23 protein-coding genes are annotated in these 21473 nt (G+C 69.3%); 7 read left to right on the top strand and 16 right to left on the bottom strand.

Features of this window, described 5'->3' with window-relative positions:
- The 12 genes from ACIHA7_RS20395 to ACIHA7_RS20340 all read right to left on the bottom strand — a co-directional run bounded on the left by ACIHA7_RS20395 (nucleotide 1) and on the right by ACIHA7_RS20340 (nucleotide 13312).
- Nucleotides 1–1497, bottom strand: coding sequence for an SCO6880 family protein (locus ACIHA7_RS20395; protein WP_397291599.1), 1497 nt, complete (start codon nucleotides 1495–1497; stop codon nucleotides 1–3).
- Nucleotides 1494–2966 carry a hypothetical protein gene (locus tag ACIHA7_RS20390; RefSeq protein WP_135232099.1) on the bottom strand — a complete coding sequence of 491 codons (1473 nt, stop codon included), beginning with the start codon at nucleotides 2964–2966 and terminating at the stop codon, nucleotides 1494–1496. Before ACIHA7_RS20390 ends, ACIHA7_RS20395 begins: the two co-directional genes overlap by 4 nt.
- Before the next feature lie 65 nt (nucleotides 2967–3031).
- Nucleotides 3032–3850 (bottom strand): hypothetical protein, encoded by an 819-nt coding sequence (locus ACIHA7_RS20385; protein WP_107658005.1) that lies wholly within the window; start codon nucleotides 3848–3850, stop codon nucleotides 3032–3034.
- Nucleotides 3847–4458 (bottom strand): hypothetical protein, encoded by a 612-nt coding sequence (locus tag ACIHA7_RS20380; RefSeq protein ID WP_397291597.1) that lies wholly within the window; start codon nucleotides 4456–4458, stop codon nucleotides 3847–3849. The genes ACIHA7_RS20385 and ACIHA7_RS20380 overlap by 4 nt, the downstream gene beginning before the upstream one ends.
- Nucleotides 4455–4739 carry a hypothetical protein gene (locus ACIHA7_RS20375; protein ID WP_397291595.1) on the bottom strand — a complete coding sequence of 95 codons (285 nt, stop codon included), beginning with the start codon at nucleotides 4737–4739 and terminating at the stop codon, nucleotides 4455–4457. Before ACIHA7_RS20375 ends, ACIHA7_RS20380 begins: the two co-directional genes overlap by 4 nt.
- Nucleotides 4739–5035 carry a hypothetical protein gene (locus ACIHA7_RS20370; RefSeq protein ID WP_107658008.1) on the bottom strand — a complete coding sequence of 99 codons (297 nt, stop codon included), beginning with the start codon at nucleotides 5033–5035 and terminating at the stop codon, nucleotides 4739–4741. Before ACIHA7_RS20370 ends, ACIHA7_RS20375 begins: the two co-directional genes overlap by 1 nt.
- Before the next feature lie 51 nt (nucleotides 5036–5086).
- Nucleotides 5087–5752, bottom strand: a complete 666-nt coding sequence (locus ACIHA7_RS20365) for a hypothetical protein (RefSeq protein ID WP_135232103.1) — start codon at nucleotides 5750–5752, stop codon at nucleotides 5087–5089.
- Nucleotides 5749–6627, bottom strand: coding sequence for a MinD/ParA family protein (locus tag ACIHA7_RS20360; protein ID WP_397291592.1), 879 nt, complete (start codon nucleotides 6625–6627; stop codon nucleotides 5749–5751). Before ACIHA7_RS20360 ends, ACIHA7_RS20365 begins: the two co-directional genes overlap by 4 nt.
- 16 nt (nucleotides 6628–6643) lie before the next feature.
- Entirely contained in the window at nucleotides 6644–7603 is a 960-nt protein-coding gene (locus ACIHA7_RS20355; protein WP_397291590.1) for a hypothetical protein, read from the bottom strand.
- Nucleotides 7604–7660: 57 nt separating this feature from the next.
- Nucleotides 7661–9289 (bottom strand): cutinase family protein, encoded by a 1629-nt coding sequence (locus ACIHA7_RS20350; RefSeq protein ID WP_397291588.1) that lies wholly within the window; start codon nucleotides 9287–9289, stop codon nucleotides 7661–7663.
- Nucleotides 9290–9666: 377 nt separating this feature from the next.
- On the bottom strand, nucleotides 9667–12072 hold the full coding sequence (locus tag ACIHA7_RS20345; protein ID WP_397291586.1) for a RelA/SpoT family protein: 2406 nt from the start codon (nucleotides 12070–12072) through the stop codon (nucleotides 9667–9669).
- A gap of 346 nt (nucleotides 12073–12418) precedes the next feature.
- Entirely contained in the window at nucleotides 12419–13312 is an 894-nt protein-coding gene (locus ACIHA7_RS20340; protein ID WP_397291584.1) for an alkaline phosphatase family protein, read from the bottom strand.
- 323 nt (nucleotides 13313–13635) lie between these two features.
- Here ACIHA7_RS20340 and ACIHA7_RS20335 point away from each other — a divergent pair, with 323 nt between their 5' ends.
- From ACIHA7_RS20335 to ACIHA7_RS20325, 3 genes are all read left to right on the top strand, one after another.
- On the top strand, nucleotides 13636–14403 hold the full coding sequence (locus tag ACIHA7_RS20335; protein ID WP_397291582.1) for a metallophosphoesterase: 768 nt from the start codon (nucleotides 13636–13638) through the stop codon (nucleotides 14401–14403).
- 32 nt (nucleotides 14404–14435) lie between these two features.
- On the top strand, nucleotides 14436–14768 hold the full coding sequence (locus tag ACIHA7_RS20330; RefSeq protein WP_397291580.1) for a YnfA family protein: 333 nt from the start codon (nucleotides 14436–14438) through the stop codon (nucleotides 14766–14768).
- Nucleotides 14769–14883: 115 nt separating this feature from the next.
- On the top strand, nucleotides 14884–15738 hold the full coding sequence (locus ACIHA7_RS20325) for an isocitrate lyase/phosphoenolpyruvate mutase family protein (protein WP_397291578.1): 855 nt from the start codon (nucleotides 14884–14886) through the stop codon (nucleotides 15736–15738).
- A gap of 4 nt (nucleotides 15739–15742) precedes the next feature.
- Here the strand turns inward: ACIHA7_RS20325 and ACIHA7_RS20320 are convergent, their stop codons facing one another.
- The 3 genes from ACIHA7_RS20320 to ACIHA7_RS20310 form a co-directional block, all read right to left on the bottom strand.
- The gene (locus ACIHA7_RS20320) at nucleotides 15743–16369 is read right to left on the bottom strand and encodes an NUDIX hydrolase (protein ID WP_397291576.1); all 627 of its coding nucleotides are present in this window, start codon (nucleotides 16367–16369) and stop codon (nucleotides 15743–15745) included.
- Between the two features lie 227 nt (nucleotides 16370–16596).
- The gene (locus tag ACIHA7_RS20315; RefSeq protein WP_397291574.1) at nucleotides 16597–17853 is read right to left on the bottom strand and encodes an adenylosuccinate synthetase; all 1257 of its coding nucleotides are present in this window, start codon (nucleotides 17851–17853) and stop codon (nucleotides 16597–16599) included.
- 8 nt (nucleotides 17854–17861) lie between these two features.
- Nucleotides 17862–18809, bottom strand: a complete 948-nt coding sequence (locus ACIHA7_RS20310; protein ID WP_397291572.1) for a hypothetical protein — start codon at nucleotides 18807–18809, stop codon at nucleotides 17862–17864.
- A gap of 37 nt (nucleotides 18810–18846) precedes the next feature.
- On the opposite strand from ACIHA7_RS20310, the gene ACIHA7_RS20305 reads away from it, so the two are divergent.
- Entirely contained in the window at nucleotides 18847–19299 is a 453-nt protein-coding gene (locus ACIHA7_RS20305; RefSeq protein WP_397291570.1) for a RidA family protein, read from the top strand.
- Nucleotides 19300–19548: 249 nt separating this feature from the next.
- Nucleotides 19549–20028, top strand: coding sequence for a YbaK/EbsC family protein (locus ACIHA7_RS20300; protein ID WP_397291568.1), 480 nt, complete (start codon nucleotides 19549–19551; stop codon nucleotides 20026–20028).
- An 11-nt stretch (nucleotides 20029–20039) separates the two neighbouring features.
- Here the strand turns inward: ACIHA7_RS20300 and ACIHA7_RS20295 are convergent, their stop codons facing one another.
- A complete protein-coding gene (locus tag ACIHA7_RS20295) occupies nucleotides 20040–20540 on the bottom strand; it encodes a winged helix-turn-helix transcriptional regulator (protein ID WP_397291566.1) in 501 nt (166 codons plus the stop codon).
- Between the two features lie 65 nt (nucleotides 20541–20605).
- Here ACIHA7_RS20295 and ACIHA7_RS20290 point away from each other — a divergent pair, with 65 nt between their 5' ends.
- The gene (locus ACIHA7_RS20290; protein ID WP_397291564.1) at nucleotides 20606–21043 is read left to right on the top strand and encodes a nuclear transport factor 2 family protein; all 438 of its coding nucleotides are present in this window, start codon (nucleotides 20606–20608) and stop codon (nucleotides 21041–21043) included.
- 9 nt (nucleotides 21044–21052) lie between these two features.
- Entirely contained in the window at nucleotides 21053–21409 is a 357-nt protein-coding gene (locus tag ACIHA7_RS20285) for an MmcQ/YjbR family DNA-binding protein (protein ID WP_397291562.1), read from the top strand.
- The last annotated feature ends 64 nt before the right edge of the window (nucleotides 21410–21473 follow it).

Raw genomic sequence — 21473 nt, 5'->3', positions numbered from 1 at the left:
TCACCCCGCCAGTGCCTTCGGAATAGTCGCGTGCTCCGGCAGGATCACCCCGCAACCGAGCGAGGCCGCGAAGGCCGCCGCCTGGTAGCGGTAGCACCGCCGGATCTTCAACCGCGCCTGCGTCGACAGGTCGCGCGTGATGGCTTCGATACGCGGCAGGTCGCCGCGCAGGGGCTCGGTGATGGTCACCAACGCCCCGAAGCGGGTCACACCGTGACCCCTGGCCTGCTCCTCACGGGCCTGCTGGGTGGCGCCAACCCGCAGGGTCGCGGCCGCGGAGACCACGCCACGTTCGCTCTGCTGGGCCACCAGCGCGTTCTTGAAATCGTCGTCGACGATCTCGGCGGCGTCGGCGGCCGAGTGCGGCCGGTACACGATCGCGATGCGCTTGCGCGGCACTTCGGGATTGGGCGCGAGCAGCCGTTGCAGCACCCGCTCGTCGACCGCGCCCTCCGGCGCCGCGTCCATCTCCCAGGTGACCGAGCGGCCACCGTCGTGCACCAGGTGGTCCCACTTCTCGTCGTGCGAAACCGGGCCGGCGTCCGCCCAATCCAGGCCGTGGCCGTTGGGTTCGCTTGCGGCGACCTCCAAGTCCGCCTGCGAGGCCGGGTCGTAGCTGCGCCGGATGAACGAGATCACCTCGTCGGCCGACATCGGCTGGGCGCGCACGCCGGCCTCGGCGAGGGCCGCGCAGATGCCGGGCAGGCGACGGCCGATCTCGACCGCCTCCTCGGCGGGGTTCTTGCGGCGCTCGGCGGTGGTGGCCTTGAAGGTGATCGCGACCCGGGGCAGCAGCTGCACCCGCTCCTGCGGCAGCTCGGTGGCGAGCTCGTACATCACCTGCTGGGCCAGCTCCGGCGCGTCCGGCCGGGTGATCGTGGAAACCTCGGTGAGCAACCGGTTTCCGGTCTCCGGCACGGTGTCGATGACCGGCACCACCGCGACGATGTCGCTGGTCTGGCCGACCGAGGCGAGGAAGGTCCCCCACGCCGACACCCAGCGGTCGATCACCGGCTGGTCGACCGCCTCATGGCCTTGCGGCCAGGCCCGCAGCACCACCGTGTACTGCGCGAACTGCGGCAGGTGGATCATGCCGAAGCTGTAACCGCCCGCGTCGATGCCCTCGTACAGCTTCGACGGCGCGAGCAGACCCGGCAGTCGGGTGACGCCACCCGGGATCCGGGAGAACCGGCCACCCCGGTACACGTGCTCGCCGCGCTTGCGCGAGCGCATCCAGTTGAACATCATCAATCCCGTCTCGTAGCCCGAGCGGCCCCCCGTCCGCCACACCAGTGGAACCATCACCACGACGCCGGTGACACCGACGATCAGACCCCATTTGAAGCCGCCGACCATCGCGGTGATCAGTGCGGTGATCACCACCACGAAGCCGATCACGGTCTCTTCCCAGCGCAGGCCGAAAAGGCCTGCGCTGCGGGGCTTCTGCCACAGCCCGTACGAGCGACGCTCGTAGGTATCGTTCGTCGTCATCGTCATCGCGGAATGGTGCTCCTCCCGAGGTCGGGCGAGCGATTCGCCCAACGGTCACCGGCCACATCACCCATCGCCTGATCCGCACGGTTCAGGCTGCTCGTCGCGGCGCGGGCCGCGCCGATCCGGCCCGCCGCACGCGTAGCACCGGACGGTACTCCCGCCGCGCCGCCGGGCCCGGAGGCGCGCGGTGCCGCACCGCCGGCAGGACCACCACCACCGCGTGGCGGGGTCGGGCGTGGCGCGCCGCTGCCGCGGCCGCCCGCGCCACCCGGCGGGCGCGGACCCGTGCCGCTGCCGCCGACGTAGCCCGGTGTGCCCGAGGCCGCAGTGCCTTTGACGCCAACGGCTTTGGTGCCCATGGCGCCAAGCGCCCCGGCGGCGAGCAGGGTGCCGCCGGTCGCGGTGAGGCCGGAGCCGCCGCTGCCGACGATCGCGACCGCGGGCGTGACCAGCCGCATCAGCGCGGGCAGCACGAACGCGACGCTGCACAGCAGCACGATGGCGACCAGCATGCGTTGCGCCTGTTCACCATCCGGCAGATTGTTCACCGGGGTCAGCGAATCCACATGTCCCGCAGTGGTGAACGCGATCATGTAGACGATCGCGGCCACCGGTTTCCAGAGCATGAACGCGATGATCCAGCCGATCAGCTTCTGGTAGGACTGTTTTCCGACATTCATCCCGGACGCGGCCGCCGCCAACGGCAGCACACCGGCGGCGATGATCAGCAGCCCCTGCCGGACGATGGCGAGCACGATCTGCGCGAGCGCGCCGAGCAGGCCGACGACCGCGATGATCAGCACCAAGCCCGGCGAGAAGGCCTGCAGTTTACTGGTTTTCACCATCAGCTCGGCCAGGTCCTTGGCGTTGCCGTTGGTCGAGTCGTTGATGATCCACTCGGAGAAGCGATCCGAGGCCTGGGTGCCCGCGACGATCACCGCGCCGAGCATCCAGGAGCTGAACACCACCCTGGCGAACATGCGGAACGACTCGGCGGCCTCGTTCATCGTTGCCCCGCGTCTGGCCTCGGCCAGGCGGGCGCCGGACAGGATCACCGAGGCTATCAAGAGCAATATCTGGGCTTGATAGGTGTAGTCGTTGATCTTGGTGAACAACGAACCCGAGTCGCTGGCCGCCTCGTTGGGCACCTTCATCCAGAAGGTCAACGCCAGGATGATGGCCTCGCCGAGACCCTTCATCAGCGAGTCGACCACCTTGCCGAAGGTCGAGTCCCACGCCTTGTCCTTGACCGCGGTGGCCGCCTGGCCCGGATGCGAGGCGGCGTTGCCCGCCTTGCACGCGGCGGAGGCGGCGTCGCCGAGCGAGATGCCGGGCAGGCCGACGTTGTCGAGGGTGTCGTGGATCTCGTTGCACGTCTCGTCGAAGCCGTACTGCTGTCCATAGGCCACGGTCGGCGTCGCCATCATCACCGTGAAGATGACCGCGAAGATCGTGAGTATCCGCCTCACCATTGTGTGCACCCCTCGCTGCTCCGCAGGACGGCCATCAATTTGTTGTCGAGCCTTTCCGATCGTGCTCACCATTTCGTCCACCCGCCCAGCGATTCGATGTACTCGGTTTGTGCGGAGTTCGACGTCGAGGGCTTGAGTCGCCAGTCACCGGCGTCCCAGACCATGACCAGGCGGATCGCCGCCCATAACTGTTTGCCGTCGACCACCGGCCCGCGCGAGGCGAGCCGGACGATGGCCAGGTCGTCGGCGTAGTCATCGACCTTGAACGCGTCCGAGGCGATGAAGTATTTGGTGACCCGCTCGGGCTGCTGTTCGGGCAGCCGGTCGCTGGCGAGCGCCTTGTCGTACGCGGCGATCTGCTGTGCGGAGACGCGCACCTGGGTGACGTACAGATCGCGGTCGGCCGGACGGGCATTGAGCCGGTAGGTGATCTGCGCCGCGGCCAGCACCGCGCCCTGCGGCGTGTGCGAATAGCCAACGGCCAGACCGTCTTCGATCCGGGTCGGCCCATCCGAGGTGGAGAACGGCACGGAGGCGCCGTACACCCGTTGCCAGCCGCGCGGCCCGGTGGTGCCTTCGGGCGCCTGGGTCAGCCAGTCGCTGTCGGACGGCTTGCGCTGCCGGGTGGGGTCCTGCGGAAGTGGTTGCCCGGCAGGGTTGTTCGGCACATCGACGCGCCTGCCGAGGATGTCGACCTCCGGGGCGGCGAAGCCGGTGCCGCCCGCGGTCTCGGCGGGCGCCGGCGTGCTGCCCGCGGCGCTGCCGCCGTCGTCGCGGCTGATGTAGACGACGATTCCCGCGATCACGATGAGCGCCAGCACGGCGGCGGACGCGACGGCACCGAAGGAGACGCGATCGCGCGCGTAAGACTCCTTCTCTGTCACTGTGGTGCCTCCAATTTCACTGTGCCATCAGGTATTACATCGATCGGATCGATCGGTCTCGCGGTCGAGCCCGGGTCGGGCAGCCGTAACCGCCAGTCCTGGCCGACCCATTCGACGGTGGTGTGGTTCACCGCCTTCGATCGGTCGGAGTACTCGGTGTGCACGTCGACGGTGCTGCGCTGGTCGGTGTATCCGGTGATCCGGTAGCCGAGCACCCGCGGCGCGTAGTCGGGGGTGGCCGGACCGGTGATGGACAGCTGGATCCGGTTGATCGCCCACTCGTCCTTCGCCGGTCCCGGAACCACTTCCTGCGCAGCCACTTTCGCCCACTGGCTGTCGGTGGCCACGGCCAGCCGCACGGCATGGTGGATCGCGGCGACGCCCGCACCGCGCGGCGAATGCTCGAAACCCGTTGCGGCGCCGTCGGCCACCGACTTCGGGCCCTGCTCGGTGTGCGGCAGCGGCACGCCTTGGAACGGCTGCCACCGCACGCCTGTCGGCGCCGCCGACAGGTCGGGCCCGGTCGGCTCGTCGCCGCCGCCGCAACCGACCGCCGCGATCAGCAAGACCGCGCCTGCCGCCCCCACGGTCCCCCTGCACCTGGTCATGTCGGTAGGAACGCCAGCGCGATCCCCGACGCTGTGCTCGCCACTATCGCCCCGAGCAGGCTCATCAGCACCCCGTGCGAGGCGTCGTTCATCGCGAGGTCGCTGCGGAAGGCCAACCACAGCTTGCCCGCGGAGACGATCATCCACGCCAGACACACCAGCAGCACGAACCACAGCAGCCAATTGATCAGCTGCATCAGCGGTTCCAGTACCTCGGAGGGCATCTGTTTGTAGGCCAGCAGCTCGGCTGCCGACGCGCGCACGGTAGATATTCCGGACATCAGGTTCCAATAACGGCGTTCATGATGGTGCCGGCGCTGGTCGCGACGACGCCGCCGATCATGGCGCCCGCCACCATCTTCGGTGATTCGAGCCCGCCGCCGGTCCACTTCTCCCACGCGAACTTGCCGCCCGCGTAGATGATGCCGGTGATCCCGGACAACAGCACGAACCAGGTGAGATAACGCACCAGCTGCAGGATCTTCTCCGATCCGGGGGGCGCCTCGGGCGTCGGGTTACCGACCTGCGCGAGTACGGTGCCGTACGTGTCCTGCACGGCGAGGAGAATCATGCTCATCGGGTGCCTTTCTCGAAAGTAGTGGGGTAGTCGCCGATTCGATGCGTACGTTCACTGATCGGGTGGCTTTCTGGCCCGGTCGCGCGCCGGATCGTCGAGTGCTGCCTCCTCCAGTGCCGTTCGAGCCGCCGCGACGATGTCGGCGCCCAGCTCCCTGACATCGAGCGGTACCTCCTCCAGCGGGTCGATCTTGCGTTTCTTCGGTGGCAGTGGGTCACCGGGTGCCCACACCGGCAGTTTCTCCGGTTCCACCAGCGTCCATTCCTCATACCACGGGACCTGCCACAGCTGGCCGGCCAGCGAGCCGACCACGTCGCGGTAGCGGCGGATCTCGGCGGGCAACCGACCTGGGCGCGCGGCGACGGTGATCAGCCCGAGCACCTCGCAGGACCCGGCGAAACCCGAATGATGTTGGCGCAGTAGATCATGCGCGCGGGTGAGGCCCGCGATGGTCTCTCTGGCCACCAGGACGACGAAGGGCGACTCGCGGTCGAAGACGCCGGGCCAGCGGCGGCCCGAATCCGCCGCTGGCGCAAGCACATGCGCGAGGCTACTGGCTCCGGCACCGCCGTGCACACCAAGCAGCCAGACCAGCGGGGCCCGGCCGACGCCGGGGACCGGACGGTCCCAGATCGGTGCGCGCCGCGACTCCGGCGGGGCGACGACCCCGGCCGGTGCGGATTCGGTGTGACGGCGAAATTTCATGGCGGCGGTCATGATGCCACCCCGGTCAGCAGGCGCCCATAGGCCCGGCGCGTCTCGGTGGCCAACGACGCGTGGCGGACCAGCTCGCCTCTGGCCAGGTGCGGATCGTACGGTATTTCCCTGATGTCGCGGACCCAGCCGGACAGGTGCTCGCGCAAATGCTCGGCAACGCGCGACTCGGTGCCGGGATGCTGGTGTGAGACAACGATTGTGGTGTCGCCGACGATGCCGCCGCCCTGCCCCTCGGTCGAGTCGCCGAACTGGTCGTCGAGCCATTCCAGGGTGACCCGGAGCCGGTTCGCGGCATCGGCGCGAGCCGGAATGGCAAGCACCAGAGCAACATCCGCGTCATCGAGCAGGGGGCGCAGCTGCCGCCCGGCAATCGGGTTGCCGCCGTCGTAGACCGCGGTGAAGCCCGCGTCGTACACCGCCCGCGCCACCGTGAGGTAGGTCGCCCGCCTGCGCAGCGGCGCGGAGTCGCGCCACAGCAGGCCGATGCCCGAGGTCGCCCGGGACAGGCACTCCTTCAACGGGGCCGGCTCGTCGTCGCCGCGCCCGTACAGCCAGGACTGCAGGCTGATCGGGTGCAGGTGCTCGTCCGCGCCGCGCAGCGCGAGGTCGCTGCCCGCCGCGGTCGCGTCCACGGCCACCGTCGGGGTGCCCGCCATGCCGAGCTCGCCCGCGATGCCCAACGCCGTGGTGGTGGTGCCCGCACCACCGCAACCACCGACCACCAGGATGGGGCGTTGCAAAGGTTGTTCCGCACCGGAACCGCCGCCCTTGCCGCGCCGCAACCGCACCACCGGAGCCTTGGAGCGCACGGGCCGACCCGACGGTTCACCCTGGTCGGGTGCTTCGTCGAGCCAGCGGCTCCAGTCCTCTCCCATCGCTTCCTGCTCTCCTCTATCCGGCCGCGATACCCGTGATCAGGGTGCGACCGTCGATCACCGCGGTGGTGACCGTCTGCTTGTTGTACGTGGCGGGCACGCCGCCGGGGCGGTACTCGGTGACCTCCACCGAGTACCGGTTGTCCGAGATGGTCACGATCCGCACGCAGTGCGCGGTGCCCGCCGGGATCGTGTCGATGCCGCGCTGGATGGTCGGCGCGGGCGATACCGCGGCGTCCGGGGCGACGACCTCCCTGACCCGCTCGCCGGAGCGCTCCACGTAGTACGCGTACTGGAACGCCAGGATGGCGTCGGGACCCGAAGTGGTGCCGCCCTTTTCGGCCGCGCGCACGATCGCCGCGGCGCGCTCGGTCGGGCAGGCGCCGGACGGGCGGCGGGTGTTCACCCCGGCCTGCGAACGGCCGCGCAGGCTGTCGGTGCTCACGCCGGCCTGGGCGCTGCCCATGGTGAACTGCACCGAGGCCGACGAGGTGGGCAGTCGCGGCGTCGCGGCGCGGTTGGTGGACGAGTTCAGCAGGAACAGCACGCCGGCGGCGGCCGCGCCGAGCAGCAGCACCGCGATGACCAGCACCACGAACACGCGGCTGCGGCGCGACCGCCGCGCGCGCGCCTCCAGACGCAAGGCGCTGGACGAGCGCGGTCGCGGCTCGTCCAGGTGGTCGTCGTAGTCATCGTCGTCGTCGGGCCAGGGGAACCGCACCAGATCCGCGTCGCGCGGGGTGTAGTCGTCGTCCGGCCCGGGCGCCCGGCCTACCCAGTCCGACCAGCCGCCGGTGAATTCGCTGCGCTGCGCGCGCAGGTCGTCGGGGACCTCGGGCTCGCGGATGTAGTGCGGATATCGGGCGGGGCCGTCCTCGTCCAGGTGCTCCGAGCTCGGTTCGCCGGGCGGCACCGGCGCCGTCTCCGGCTCGAGCGCGGCGTACCACCGGGACAGCTCTTTGTACGACTTCAACATTCCCCCGTTCCCGCTGAGCGAGGCGCATAGTTCCGCATCGTCGGACCCTCTCGGCGATCAGTTCGTAGAGAACGGGTAGATGTGGGCGGTGCCGGGTCGAACGGTGGGCGGAATCGACGTCGCGCCGCCGGATGAGGCGCCGTCGGCTCCTGTCCCGAACGGAAATTGTCCCGTACCGGACGAATTCGGCGTAGTCGACGCGCCGGACGGCTCGCCGAAGAATCCCGGGGGCTGCCTGTCCGCTCCACCCTGTGGCCTGCTGTTCATCCCGAATTCACCGGCGATATCGCGGGCTACGGCGGCGAGCCAGTCGGCCACGAAACCGGTGGGCGTGTCGCCGTTGGCGGCCACCGTCGCGGTGTTGTACGCGCCGTGCCGCTGCACCGTGTCCCAGTACCGCACCCAGGTAGCCGTGTTGAGCAGTTCGCTGTTGTCGGTGATGTTCTGCACGACCGCGTCGAACGCCTGATGGACCAATCGGACGCCGGTGGTCGGCGGGACCAGTTGAGTCACCGCGCCGACCAACTTCGCGCCGAGCGCGAGCAGGGCGGCGGGCGGGTTCGACAGGCCCGCGGTGGCCAGTTCGGCGATGGTCGTCGGGTTGAGCACCGTCTTGACCACCGTGACGACCGCGTTCAGTCCGATCATGCCGACCTTCAGCAGCGCCTGTAGCGCGCCGGGGAGGTCGAGCGGGGTACGCGGGTCGGCGGCGTCGGCCAGCCGCTCGGAGATCGACTTCTTGGGCGAGATGGCCAGCGTGGCGAGCGAGTTGCCCTGCACGTCCTCGTTGACCACCTTGGTGGCGGTCTTGATCGAGGTGTACGCCAGCGCCTGGGCGATGGACACCAGCGAGGCGATCGGATCGCCGCCGCTGAGCTTGGCCTGGCCGACGACGTTGGTGACCGCCTTCAGGATCGGTGCGCCCTGCGGTGCGTCGCAGGCAAGGTCGCCCGCCGCACAGAAACTCGCCACGCGACCGGTGAGCGCGCCGAAGTTGGCCGCCCGGTCCCGATCGGGCCCGATGCCACCGCCCGCGGCGGGCGGCTGCGGCAGCGCGGCGATGGCGGCGAGCTGATCGCCCGCGGTGCCGGGAGCCGGATCCGGTGACGCCTTGCCGGGCGAGCCGGGGAACAGCGCGGCCCCCGGGTTACGGGTCGGGTCGGCGAACAGCGCCACCGCCGCGACCTTCTCGGCCGGGAGTATCCCCTGCCCCCGGCCGATCTCCTGGGCGAACATCGAGGCCACGTGTGCGCCTTGCGAATAGCCGACCACCGCGAACCTCGTGTCCGCGCACCGGTCGGCGACGGCCTTGGCCATGGTGCGCAGCCGGGCCAGCCCGCCGGTCACCGATTCGGCGTAGGGCATCGCGCTACCGCCGGTCACCCCGCCGAAGCCGGATTCGTATGGCACATAGGCCCGGTCGACCAGCCCGGTTCCGTTGGCCTTGGCCAGCATCGGACGGAAGACGGTGGACAGCATGCCCGTATCGGTGGAAGGTGCGGCATCCGGTGACGATTCGCCTGTGCCCTGAATTCCTAAGGCGTACAATGCCGGACACGCGCTGAGCGCGATATCGGTCGAAGGGCCTGCGGGATTCGGTGGACCGGCCACGGCGGTGCCCGCCGTAGCCACGGTCACGGCGAGTGCTGTCAGCACCACCGCGAGTCTTGCCGAATAATTTGTCATAGCGATCCGCAATCAATCCGTGTTGCCGCAGTTACCCTCAACGCCATGAAACGCAATAGACCGTAACAGATTCCGGCTATTGCTGCGGCATCGCCGAAAACTTTCCGCGAACTGCCGAAACGGGTTTCACACATTCCCGCGTGCCGGGCAACCTCCTCCGGCAACTTTCCGACGGTCTGAAAATGAGAGCAACCGACCGGCGATCCACCGGTCACGCGAATTCCCCACCGGGACTCCATGTTCCGTTCGCCCGATGGCTTCAGCATTCGTGCAGGTATCTCCCGCTTCGCTGGCCGTTCGCCGGAAGGTTGCCAGGCGCACGACAATTGACACGTCAAGGGGAGCTGACCGCGTAGGGGTATTCGCTAGGGGGTAATTCAGGCAGCCGAGGTGACGCGGTAGACGTCGTAGACGCCTTCCACATTCCGGACCACATTCAGCAGGTGTCCGAGGTGCTTCGGGTCGCCCATCTCGAAGGTGAACTTGCTGATCGCAACCCGGTCGCCGTGCGTGGCGACCGACGCGGACAGAATGTTCACCTTCTCGTCGGCCAGCACCTTCGTCACGTCGGACAGCAGTCGGGTGCGGTCGAGCGCCTCGATCTGGATGGCGACCAGGAACACCGAGGACGGCGACGGCGCCCAGGACACCTCGATGATGCGCTCGGCTTGATCCCGCAGCGACCCGGCATTGGTGCAGTCGGTGCGGTGCACGCTCACCGCACCGCCGCGGGTCACGAAGCCCATGATCTCGTCACCCGGCACCGGCGTACAGCACTTGGCCAGCTTGGCGACGGTGCCCGACGCGCCGGGGATCAGCACGCCCGCGTCGCCGGTGGTCCGCTGCCTGCTCGGCGTGGTCGACGGCGTGGACCGCTCGGCCAGCTCGTTCTCCACGTCACCGATGCCGCCCAGCTGCGCCATCAGTCGCTGCACCACGTGGTGCGCCGAGACCTGATGCTCACCGACCGCGGTGTAGAGGGTGGAGATATCGGTGTAGTGCAGTTCGTGCGCGACCGCGGTCATCGCGTCGACGCTCATCAGCCGCTGCAACGGCAGACCGACGCGGCGGACCTCCTTGGAGATCTGCTCCTTGCCGTTCTCCAGCGCCTCCTCGCGGCGCTCCTTGGCGAACCACTGCCGGATCTTGGCCTTGGCACGCGGCGACACCACGAAGTTCTGCCAGTCGCGGCTCGGCCCTGCGTTCTGCGCCTTCGAGGTGAACACCTCGACGACCTCGCCGTTCTCCAGCTGCCGTTCCAGCGCGACCAGGCGACCGTTCACCCTGGCTCCGATGCACTTGTGCCCGACCTCGGTGTGCACCGCGTAGGCGAAGTCGACCGGAGTCGACTTCTGCGGCAACGTGATCACGTCACCCTTCGGGGTGAACACGAAGATCTCCGGCGACTTCAGGTCGAAGCGCAGCGACTCCAGGAACTCCGCCGGGTCGGCCGCCTCGCGCTGCCAGTCGAGCAGCTGCCGCATCCACGCCATGTCGTCGACCTCGGTCGAGTCGTTGGAGTGCTTGCCGCGGGTCTCCTTGTAGCGCCAGTGCGCGGCGATGCCGAACTCGGCGGTGCGGTGCATGTCCTGGGTGCGGATCTGCACCTCCAGCGGCTTGCCGTCCGGGCCGACGACCGTGGTGTGCAGCGACTGGTAGACGCCGTAACGCGGCTGGGCGATGTAGTCCTTGAACCGGCCCGCCATCGGCTGCCACAGCGAGTGCACGACGCCGACCGCCGCGTAACAGTCGCGCACCTCGTCACAGAGGATGCGGATGCCGACCAGGTCGTGGATGTCGTCGAAGTCCTTACCCTTGACGATCATCTTCTGATAGATCGACCAGTAGTGCTTGGGCCGACCCTCGACGATCGCGTTGATCCGCGACGCCGCAAGGGTATTCACGATCTCGGCGCGCACCTTCGCCAGATAGGTGTCGCGCGACGGCGCGCGGTCGGCGACCAGCCGCACGATCTCGTCGTACTTCTTCGGGTGCAGGATCGCGAACGCGAGGTCCTCCAGCTCCCACTTGACCGTCGCCATGCCGAGCCGATGGGCAAGGGGCGCAATGACTTCGAGGGTCTCCTTGGCCTTCTTCGCCTGCTTCTCCGGCGGCAGGAAGCGCATGGTGCGCATGTTGTGCAGCCGGTCGGCGACCTTGATCACCAGCACACGCGGGTCGCGCGCCATCGCGATGATCATTTTGCGGATCGTCTCGGCCTCCGCGGCCGCGCCGAGATTGACCTTGTCCAGCTTGGTGACGCCGTCGACCAGGTGCGCGACCTCGGCGCCGAAGTCCAGGGTGAGCTGCTCGAGCGAGTAGCCGGTGTCCTCGACGGTGTCGTGCAGCAGCGCGGCCACCAGCGTGGTGGTGTCCATGCCGAGCTCGGCCAGGATGTTGGCCACCGCGAGCGGGTGGGTGATGTACGGGTCGCCGGACTTGCGGAACTGATGCTTGTGCCGCTCGTCGGCCACGTCGAACGCGCGCTGCAGCAGCGTCAGGTTCGCCTTCGGATACAGCTCGCGGTGCACGCTGGCCAGCGGCTCCAGCACTGGCTTCACCGCCGCGATGCCGCGCTGACCGGTCATCCGGCGGGCGAGCCTGGCCCGCACCCGGCGCGATGCCGAGGTCGGCACGGCGGCCGTGGCGCCCGGCTGGCGTGGCGGGGTCGGCGGCGTGGCGGGTGTACCGGACTTCGGCTGTTCTCCCCCGGTGGCGGCACCGTTCGACTGCGGGGCGCCTGCCGATTGCCCGACATTCGCCTCGCCCACGTGCTGAGTCATGCCACCACCTCTCAGTGCCCAACTCGCAGCGCTGCCGGTCCCTGGCGTGGATACGCAGGCTGCCGCCTCCGGGCCGCGCGTTCGCGCCGCGCGCCTCGATCGGACCACCCTATCCGACCGCTGCAACCGCCCAGACCACCAACTTTAGTCCCGGCGGCGCAGTGGCGTCGGGCACGAGGGTTACGGCGGGCGCTGGGCCGGTTGCCCGGCCGGGGTGACGTTGCGTCAGCCGTGGACTCTGCGGAGTACCGGAAAGCGTGACATATCAGCCATCGATCCGGCGGGAGTTGCGACCGAATCGCCGCCTACGGCCGGTCCGGGCGAACCCGCCGGATGGACTTCGGGCCTAGCGAATGGTCGACGCGTCGGCGGGCTCGCGGCTGATCATCGACCGGCCGTCGAAATCGGGGCTCGGCGCGACGTGTAGCAGGTCGACGACGGTGGGGGTGATGTCGACCAAGGTGTAACGGGAAGTGGTGTCCCCCGCGGCGAAGTCGGGGCCGCGCGCGATGACGAAATTGGTTGTCTCGTCCGGGGATTGGCCGCCGTGCCCGCCCTTGGGCAGGTGGCCGTGGTCGGCGGTGACCAGGATGGTCCAGCGTTCGGCCGGGTTGGCGGCGGCACGGGCGTCCACCGCCGCGGCGATGCGACCGACCTGCTCGTCGACGCGGCGCACCGCGTCGCGGTACGCGCCGGAGGCGGCGCCGTCGCGGTGACCTGCGTGATCAACCTGGTCGAGGTGCGTGAAGAGGAGGTCGGGGGCGAACTTCTGGATCGCGCCGACCACGGCGGTGGTGGTGGCCGCGTCGGTCTCGGACTCGTCGGGGTCGTCCGGGACCGGCGGGGTGGAGACGACCACGTCGGCGCGCGGGCTCCCGCTGCCCGCCATGGTGGCGATCTGGTCCCAGGTGGCGATGGAGTGGGTCTTGCGGGCCGGATCGGCGCGTTCAAGTTGCGTGAACACCGTCGGGTACTTCGTGAAGGGCGCCGCGGTGAAGTTGTTGTCCTTGATGCCGTGTTTGCGGTCCCACACCCCGGTGAGCACGGTGGCCCAGGACGGGCCGGAGATGGTGATGTGCGGGGCGATCGAGGACCGGCTCAGCAGACCTTCGGCGCTGAGCCGCAACAGGTTCGGCGCACGCACCTGCAACGCCTTGTCGTACATCAGGCCGTCGAGACCGATCACGACGACCTTGTCCACCCGGGCGTCGGCGTGCGCGCCACCTGCGGTACCGGTCATGGCGGCGGCGGTAACAGCGAGAGCGACAAGCGCTTTCGACCACCGGGACCGATCGGCGACGCCCTCATCGCGCCGCCATCCGGTGCCACCCGACCGATGATTCGCTCGCTCGTCGCGCTCGCTCATAGTCCGAACCATGCGGGGTTGGCCTGGCCCGCCGATAGGCTCCCGGCGCACTGTTCATGGACGTTTCATCGGTCGCCGCATCGCCCGTTGCCTCGCTGAACGGGCACTGAACTGCCGATAGCGGGCAGCTATTCCGACAGCTCGCCGGCGGATGGCGGGCCGATGAACGCCAGATTGCGGTTGACACCCTGTCGCGGATGTGGCTGTCTGGCGCCATGCCAGCCGAGGTCGCGCAGCCAGGTATCCGGATCGCCGCCGTCGCGGACACGCACCTGCGGCCTGCCGTGGCCGGGCGATTTCGGCCGGACCTACTGCGGATCGCCGAGCACGCCGATGTGCTGCTGCTGGCGGGCGATCTGACCGACAGTGGCAGCCCGGCCGAGGCCGACCTGCTCTGCGCCGAGATCGCCGAGCTGCCGGTGCCCGTCGTCGCGGTTCTCGGCAACCACGACCACGACCACAGGCTCGGCTTCCGAATCGCCGCGCAGCTCACCGACATCGGCGTACACATGCTTGAAGGCACCGCGATCACGCTGGAGCTGAACGGGATTCGGCTCGGCATCGCGGGCGTGATGGGCGGTAGCGGCGGATTCGCCGACTACCCGGGCGATCCCGAGAACGGCACCGAAGAACATCGTGCCCGGATGCTGCGCGGGCCCGTCGACGCGCTGCGGCTGCACCAGGCCCTGGACACCCTCGACACCGACATCCGGGTCGCCCTGATGCATTTCGCGCCGGTGATCGACACCTTGGCCGGCGAACCGACCAAGTTCTACCCCGGCCTCGGCTGTCACGCCCTCGCCGATGCCGTGGACGCGGGCCGGGCCACGCTCGCCCTGCACGGGCACGCCCATCACGGCACAGAACGCGGTCGTACGGCGGGCGGCGTTCCGGTCCGCAACGTCTCGTACCCGGTGATCGGCCGTCCGTACGTGGTGTACGACCTGGCGACGGTACCGGCCTGACCGGCGTTCCGGCGGTCGGTAGGTTCACCCTCATGACCGTCGTCCGTTCCCTGCTGCTGTTCGCCCTGGCCGCCCTCGCCGAGATCGGCGGCGCGTGGCTGGTCTGGCAGGGCTGGCGGGAGCAGCGCGGCATCCTCTGGATCGCAGCGGGCGTCCTCGCGCTCGGCGCCTACGGTTTCGTCGCGACCTTCCAGCCCGACCCCAACTTCGGCCGCATCCTCGCCGCCTACGGTGGCGTCTTCGTCGCGGGCTCGCTCGCCTGGGGCATGCTCGTGGACAAATTTCACCCCGACCGCTGGGACTACCTCGGCGCGACCATCTGCCTCGTCGGCGTCGCCATCATCATGTACGCGCCACGGCGCTGAACGGCGTTCTGCCGCACCGTCTTTCAAAGCCGGACTGATGTCCGGGACTGTCCGCGCGGTCTCCGGCGTTACCTCCAGCGCGACCGGTCCATCGAACAACTCGCGAGGAGCCCCTGTGGCACAGGACATTCAGCCCATCACCGACAGACAGCGCAACGCGACAGCCGTCTTACGCGCGTTGCACGAGCAAGGGATCTTCGTGCTGCCGAACGCCTGGGATGCGGTCAGCGCCGCGGTGATCGCGCGTGCGGGCGCACCGGCGATCGCGACAACCAGTGCGGGCGTGGCCTGGTCGCTCGGCACCGGTGACGGCCAGCAGCTCACCAGGGACGACACGATCGGCGTCATCCGCAGGATCGCCGCCGCCGTCGACGTGCCGGTGACCGCGGATGTCGAGGGCGGGTACGGGCCCGCGCCCGAGGATGTCGCGGCCACCGTCCGCGCCGCGGTGGCCGCCGGGGCGGTCGGGGTGAACCTGGAGGACTCGACGGCACCCGGTGGGCCGCTGTTCGACACCGCCGCGCAGGCCGATCGACTGCGGGCGGCCCGCGAAGCCGCGCGGCAGGCCGGCCTGCCGGAACTGGTGATCAATGCCAGGACCGATGTGTACCTGTTCGGCATCGGTGCTCCGGAAGGCCGGTTCGACGAGGTACGCACCAGGGCCGCCGCCTACGCCGCGGCCGGTGCGGACAGTCTCTTCGTACCCGGCCTGCTCGATCTGCCGACGCTCGCCGAACTGGTCGCCGCGTCGCCGCTGCCGATCAACGTGATGGCCGGGGCAGGCGCGCCTTCCGTCGCCGAACTCGCGGCGGCGGGCGTACGACGGGTCAGCGTCGGTGCCGCGGTGGCGCAGGCGGCCTACACGCTGGCCGAGACGGCAGCCACCGAACTGCTCGAACACGGCACCTACACGGCGCTGGAGAACGCCCTCGACTTCGGCACGGTCCAAGGATTGCTCCCCCAGCGGTAACGAGCTAAGCGTCTGCCTCGAAGGCCCATACCGCGGCGGGGCGGCCGGTGGCTTTCACGCGGCGGCGTTCGGTGGTGCGGGCCAGGCCAGGGAGGGCGGCGAGGGTGCGGTTGAGGTTGGCGGGGTCGGGTCGGGCGCCCGCGAGGTCCGTCGTGGCCGCCACGGCTCGGGTGGCCGGGAATTCGTCGCCGAGCAGTGCCCGGGTGAAGGGCAGGTCTTTCCACAGGAGTCCGGCGAGCAGACCGCGGGACGCGGCGACGATGCCGTTGTGGTCGAAGGCCAGTTCGGGTATCTCGTCGAAGCCGACCCACTGCGCCGGGCCGTCGTGCGGCCCGGCCACCGCCCACATCGCGATCGACAAGGTCGGTCCGCGCGGGTCGCGATTCGGCTCGTCGAAGGTCACCAGCTGCCCCACCGCACCGATCGCTGCTTCCGGCACACCGAGTTTCGTGTGCACGGCCCGCCGCGCCGCCTCCACCAGCCGCTCCCCGCGGCCGAGCAACACACCCGGCAGCGCCAACCGCCCGGCGAACGGCGCGACCGCGCGCGGCGCGATCCCTACCCGTACCCCCGCGTCGTCGTCCCAGAACCGCAACGTCACCACATCCACCGAAACAACGGATTGCTCCACGCCGCACCATCCTGCCGCACCCGACCATCGGGCCCACCCACCGGCATCCGCGCACTCGGTCGCCGAGCGGGATCGCCGCCGGACATCGGCGGCTGCGGCTCGACCGCTGGGCGTCGACCGCCGAACACCCGCCTGGCAACGGCTGCCGCGGCCGGTGGCGGGTCTGCCGGCAACGGCTGCGGTCTGCCGCGACGTCGCGGGCCGTGGAAGACCGGTCGCCGATGGGATCATGCTGCGGTGACGGCTTCCGCGGTCGGTGTCCGATGGGTTCGGGTGGGGCCGTTCGAGGTCAGGACCACTGGTGTGTCAAGGGTCTGCGCCAGCCAGGGGGCTACGTCTTGCGGCATTTCAGCGAGGGTCGGGTGGGCTGTGACCAGGAGGTCGGTGAGGTGTTGCTGGTGGGCGAGGTCCTGCCAGACGCCGGGTGGCAGGCGATCGAGCACACCTTCGGCGGTGCGGTATCCCGTTGCCGCGTAACGGGTTCCCGGTGTGTCCAGGTGGGTGAGGACTAGTCCGTCGATGCCGCCGGACACCGCGATGGCGTAACGCAGCAGGATCGGGTCGAGGTGGCCGAGGCGGAACTCGCCTTGGTAGCGGCCGGTGATGTTGTGCGGCTCCGGGAAGTCGAGGGTGTGGTCCTCGGTGGGCAGCGGGCCTGCGCCGTGCCGGGTCATGTAGGTGCGGGTAACGCCGAGAACCGCACCGGTGGAACCGATTTCGGCCAGCATGACGCGGGCGTTGCGTGGCTCGACCGTGGACCAGGTGGTGTGCGGGTGGAAACCGCGCCACTCGTCGAGCAGGACACCTTGCGCCCCTTCGAAGACCAGTCGGCCGCGCCGGGCGAAGCGGGCCAGCTGCTCGCCGCCGACGATCCGGACGGCCGCGGCGAACTCCCGATACATGTCGACCAGGGTGTCGATCGGCTCGTAACGGTGGTCGCTCGGCGCGATCAGCGCGCCGTACTGAGCCGCGAGTGCTCGGAGCTTGTCCCGAAGAACCCTGGGGCGCAGGCAATCCGACACGGTCGGAGCGTCGTGTGCCAGCGCGTACCAGGCGGTCTCACCGATGCCACGTCCGCACGAACCGTGCCGCGAGGAACCCCTCGCGTCCTCGCGGGCACGGTTGGCGGCGATGTGGATGGGCGTGGTGAGCAGGGCTCGGCCGTCGATGTGCAGCAGCGCCAACGGATCCGGCACGCCGAGCGCCGCGAGCGTGCGCGCCTCCCCGGCGAGCGCGATGGGTTCGACCAGCACATGCTGCGAAAGCAGCGTCGGCACCCCGGAAAAGGTCCCCGACCCGAACTGCGCGAACGTGTGGTGCCGTCCGTCGGCGATCACGTTGTGCGCCGCCTGCGCACCGCCGTTGAACCGCACGACGGCCGACACGTCGAGCCCCGCCGCCGGGGAGCACAACCAGTCCACGGTCGCGCCCTTGCCCGCGTCACCGAAACCGAGGTCGACTACCACGATGTGTGACCGAAACATGGTGCGCCTCAGCCACGCCCGCTCGGCAGCGCCCGCGTCCGCGGCCCGCTGATCCCCAAGGCCTTGCCGACCGACGCGGCCTCGGCCGCCGACCCGACATCCCGCAGGTCAGCGAGCCCGGCGGCCACATCGACGCGCCCCTCTTCCATTCCGATGGTCAGTGCGATGAGTTCGCAGACCGCGGCGGGATCGTCGAGCTTCAGGAAGTTCTGGCCGAGCAGCCCGCGCCAGTGGTCGGCGATCTCCGGATCGTCGTAGTAACTCGACTGATTCGGCAGGATGTAGTAGACGTGCCAGCGCTCGGCGAGCTCGCGATAGATCGATGCCACCGAAACATCGCGCCGCACACCGTCACCGATGACGCTGCGGATGTGCCGTGACGCCAGCCGTGGCTTGTTCAGCTCGTCGCCGATCAGGAACAGGTAGCCCTTCTTGCGCCGCTTCTCCCATGCGTCGGTGACGATGTGGGTGGCCATGAAATACCCGGCCAGTTCGTAACTCTCGGACTTCTGCCCGCCACCGCCGCCCTCCAGCAGGATGGCACGCAACTGCTCGTCCATCCGGTTGTCGGACTCGAACTGCCCCACCTGCAACGGCACTCGGTCGCAGTCGGCGTCGCCGACGGCGCCGAACAGGATCTGCGGGTCGTCCGCGTATCCCTTGCGTTGCAGCAATCCGTGCAGCTTGCCGAGCTTGCGCTGCATAATCCGCGGCACTCGGCCCATCGAGCCGGTGACGTCGAACAACACCGCGATGGGCAGCGAATTCTCGTGGTCGGCCGAGTCCCGGCATTCCCGCGCGGTGATACCCAGCGGGTCGAGCGTGGGGTGCGCCTGCCAGTCCCCGTACGGCACCCCCTGCATCTCGGCGGTGTATCCGAAGTCGTCGAGCCCACGGCTGGCACGGAAGGTCTTGGCCGCGCGGTAGGCGGTGTCGTCCCAGTTTCCGTATCCCATGTGATCACTTCCTCTCGTGAATCCTGTTTTAGTGTAGATGACTAAAACTACGGCGGTCAAGGAATCCCCTCGGCGAAACCTGTTCCCTGGCAAGATCGGACGCGTGGAGCTCCGACAGCACAACCCCACCGAAGGCATCTATCCGGCCACCGACGACTACGTGCACGCGATGGAGGTCCGAGGTGCCGAACGGCTGCTGTTCGTCTCGGGCACAATGGGTCTCGACGCCGAGGGAAAACCGGGCACGACCCTGACCGAACAGCTCGACCTGATCTGGTCGAACCTGCGCACCATCCTCGCCTCGGCCGACATGACCGTGGACAACATCGTCCGGCTCACCAGCTACCTGCGCGACGCCTCCGACGCCGACGCGAACGCCGCCGCCCGGGTCGCCGCGCTGGGCGGCCGGGCCGTTCCGACCACGGCGATCGTGGCGCAGACCCTGGAGAACGACTGGCTCGTCGAGATCGAGATCGTCGCCGCCGGCTGACCCGCGCAGCGGAATCGCACCGGCATCGACCGTCGGCCGGCTCGGCACCTACGACCGAGGCACCGCTGTGCGGCCTCACCGCCACCGGCCTGAGCGCACAGCCGCGCCCCGCGCCTTCAGCGCGCCCGCCGAAATCGATGACCGCACCCGCCGCCGAAACAGCCGTCGCCGAGCGTCTCCGCTTCGGTGCGCTCAGACGCCACCGAAAATCGAAGGCTCGCAGCGTGACCGCCGTTTAGGATCGCCGCCATGGATGCGATCGCACAGAAGCCGACCGTACTCGCCGTCGAGGCCGCCCTGCGTGCCGCCGGTGTCACCCCGCGAGTACGGGTGCTCCCCGAGACCGCGCCGACCGCGGCCGCGGCGGCCGAGCAACTCGGCTGCCCGGTCGCCGCGATCGCCAACAGTCTCATCTTCGACGCGGAAGGCGCGCCGCTGCTGGTGCTCACCAGTGGTGCCCACCGGGTGGACACCGACAAAATCGCCGCGCACCTGGGTATCGGGAAGCTGTCGCGGGCGAGTACGGAGTTCGTCCGGGTGCATACCGGCCAGGCCATCGGCGGTGTGGCGCCGCTCGGTCATCCGGCGCCGATCAGGACATTGATCGACGAGACGCTGGCCGGCCAGCCGGAGATCTGGGCGGCGGCCGGGCACCCGCACGCCGTCTTCCCGACCACCTTCGACGAGTTGCGCGCGGCCACCGGCGCGGAGGCCGTCGCGGTCAACTGAGGGGCCACCGGTCAGGCGGAGGGCTCCATATAGTCGCCGACGAGCATCGTCCCCGGCCCTCGGCATCCGCCGGGCCCCTCGACGAAACGCACGTTGTCCGCGGTCAGCGGCGCTGCGCATTCCCGGCACACCACCACGCCCGCGGTGACCTTCCCGCAGTCGTCGTGCACGATCAGCGCGGGCGGCCCCTCCGGCCCGGCAACCCAGGTGTCGCCCCACGCGACGAGCATGGTGAGCACCGGATAAAGGTCGCGGCCCTTGTCGGTGAGCAGATACTCGTGTCGAACCGGATTCGACTGGTAGGCGCGCATTTCCACGATGCCGTGCGCCTGCAGCGCGGCCAGCCGGGCGGCGAGCACGTTGGACGCGATGCCGAGATCGCGGCGGATGTCCTCGAACCGGGTCACGCCGACGAACAGGTCGCGCAGGATGAGCGGCGTCCATCGTTCGCCGATCGCGTCGATGGTGCGGGCGATCGAGCAGACGATGTCGGACAGAGCAGCCTTGGACACCCCCTCAGCGTAGTCCGTTGCTTTTCGCAAGCGACTGCGGCTAGGTTCGGGTGATGGACTCGGCGATGGATGAAGCAACGACTACAGACGCGGTGGACAGGTTCCGCGCGGCGACGATAGCCCGCGATTTCGACGCGGTGACGGCGACCCTGACCCCCGACGCCACCTTGATCTCGCCACTGTCCGGGCGATTGGTGTTCCGCGGCGCGGATGATCTGCGCATCCTGCTGACCGCCGCCTACGGCGGTGTCTCCGGCCTGCGATGGACCCAGCAGATCGGGGACGGAGCCCACCGCGTACTGCTCGCGGAAGCCGCCCTCGGACCCTTCCGGTTCACCGAGGCGCTGGTGCTCGAACTCGCCGACGACGGCCGGATCCGCACCTTGAAACCCCACCTGCGTCCGTGGCTCACCCTCACCGCGCTCGCGATATGGCTCGCACCGGGGCTACTCAAGCATCCGGGCGTACTGCGGCGGGCCATGCGCGGAGCATCCGCGCCGTAGACTGCGCGCATGGACCCGTTGACGCGGATCCGCGCGATCTGTCTTGCCCTACCGGAGTGCAGCGAACGACTCAGCCACGGCTGCCCCACCTTCTTCGTGCGCCAGAAGACCTCGTTCGTCAAATACATCGACGGGGGGTACGACGAACCGGGCCCGACCATCTGGTGCCCCGCCCCGGAAGGGGTGCAGGCCGAGTTGGTGGACGCCGAACCCGAGCGCTTCTTCGTTCCGCCGTACGTCGGGCACAGTGGGTGGATCGGTGTCCGGCTCGACATCGACCCGGACTGGGGCGAATTCACCGAGATCATCCACGACGCCTATCGCAAGGTCGCCCCGAGAAAGCTGGTAGCCGAGCTCGACCGGTAGCCGACCGCACACCCCTCACCCAGCGCACATCGGATCACCTGCGCGAAAGATCAAGGGGTGTGCG

This window comes from Nocardia sp. NPDC052316 (assembly GCF_044547795.1).
In the GTDB taxonomy this organism is placed as follows: domain Bacteria; phylum Actinomycetota; class Actinomycetes; order Mycobacteriales; family Mycobacteriaceae; genus Nocardia.
The sequence above is the reverse complement of the archived record's forward strand: the minus strand, read 5'-3'. Positions and strand labels throughout refer to the sequence as shown.

Bases quoted from the DNA above. Each gene is read 5' to 3' on its own strand.
- ACIHA7_RS20395 (WP_397291599.1), bottom strand. From the start codon at position 1,497: ATGACGATGACGACGAACGATACCTACGAGCGTCGCTCGTACGGGCTG.
- ACIHA7_RS20390 (WP_135232099.1), bottom strand. From the start codon at position 2,966: ATGGTGAGGCGGATACTCACGATCTTCGCGGTCATCTTCACGGTGATG.
- ACIHA7_RS20380 (WP_397291597.1), bottom strand. From the start codon at position 4,458: ATGACCAGGTGCAGGGGGACCGTGGGGGCGGCAGGCGCGGTCTTGCTG.
- ACIHA7_RS20375 (WP_397291595.1), bottom strand. From the start codon at position 4,739: ATGTCCGGAATATCTACCGTGCGCGCGTCGGCAGCCGAGCTGCTGGCC.
- ACIHA7_RS20370 (WP_107658008.1), bottom strand. From the start codon at position 5,035: ATGAGCATGATTCTCCTCGCCGTGCAGGACACGTACGGCACCGTACTC.
- ACIHA7_RS20365 (WP_135232103.1), bottom strand. From the start codon at position 5,752: ATGACCGCCGCCATGAAATTTCGCCGTCACACCGAATCCGCACCGGCC.
- ACIHA7_RS20360 (WP_397291592.1), bottom strand. From the start codon at position 6,627: ATGGGAGAGGACTGGAGCCGCTGGCTCGACGAAGCACCCGACCAGGGT.
- ACIHA7_RS20355 (WP_397291590.1), bottom strand. From the start codon at position 7,603: ATGTTGAAGTCGTACAAAGAGCTGTCCCGGTGGTACGCCGCGCTCGAG.
- ACIHA7_RS20350 (WP_397291588.1), bottom strand. From the start codon at position 9,289: ATGACAAATTATTCGGCAAGACTCGCGGTGGTGCTGACAGCACTCGCC.
- ACIHA7_RS20345 (WP_397291586.1), bottom strand. From the start codon at position 12,072: ATGACTCAGCACGTGGGCGAGGCGAATGTCGGGCAATCGGCAGGCGCC.
- ACIHA7_RS20340 (WP_397291584.1), bottom strand. From the start codon at position 13,312: ATGACCGGTACCGCAGGTGGCGCGCACGCCGACGCCCGGGTGGACAAG.
- ACIHA7_RS20335 (WP_397291582.1), top strand. From the start codon at position 13,636: ATGTGGCTGTCTGGCGCCATGCCAGCCGAGGTCGCGCAGCCAGGTATC.
- ACIHA7_RS20330 (WP_397291580.1), top strand. From the start codon at position 14,436: ATGACCGTCGTCCGTTCCCTGCTGCTGTTCGCCCTGGCCGCCCTCGCC.
- ACIHA7_RS20315 (WP_397291574.1), bottom strand. From the start codon at position 17,853: ATGTTTCGGTCACACATCGTGGTAGTCGACCTCGGTTTCGGTGACGCG.
- ACIHA7_RS20310 (WP_397291572.1), bottom strand. From the start codon at position 18,809: ATGGGATACGGAAACTGGGACGACACCGCCTACCGCGCGGCCAAGACC.
- ACIHA7_RS20305 (WP_397291570.1), top strand. From the start codon at position 18,847: ATGACTAAAACTACGGCGGTCAAGGAATCCCCTCGGCGAAACCTGTTC.
- ACIHA7_RS20300 (WP_397291568.1), top strand. From the start codon at position 19,549: ATGGATGCGATCGCACAGAAGCCGACCGTACTCGCCGTCGAGGCCGCC.
- ACIHA7_RS20290 (WP_397291564.1), top strand. From the start codon at position 20,606: ATGGATGAAGCAACGACTACAGACGCGGTGGACAGGTTCCGCGCGGCG.
- ACIHA7_RS20285 (WP_397291562.1), top strand. From the start codon at position 21,053: ATGGACCCGTTGACGCGGATCCGCGCGATCTGTCTTGCCCTACCGGAG.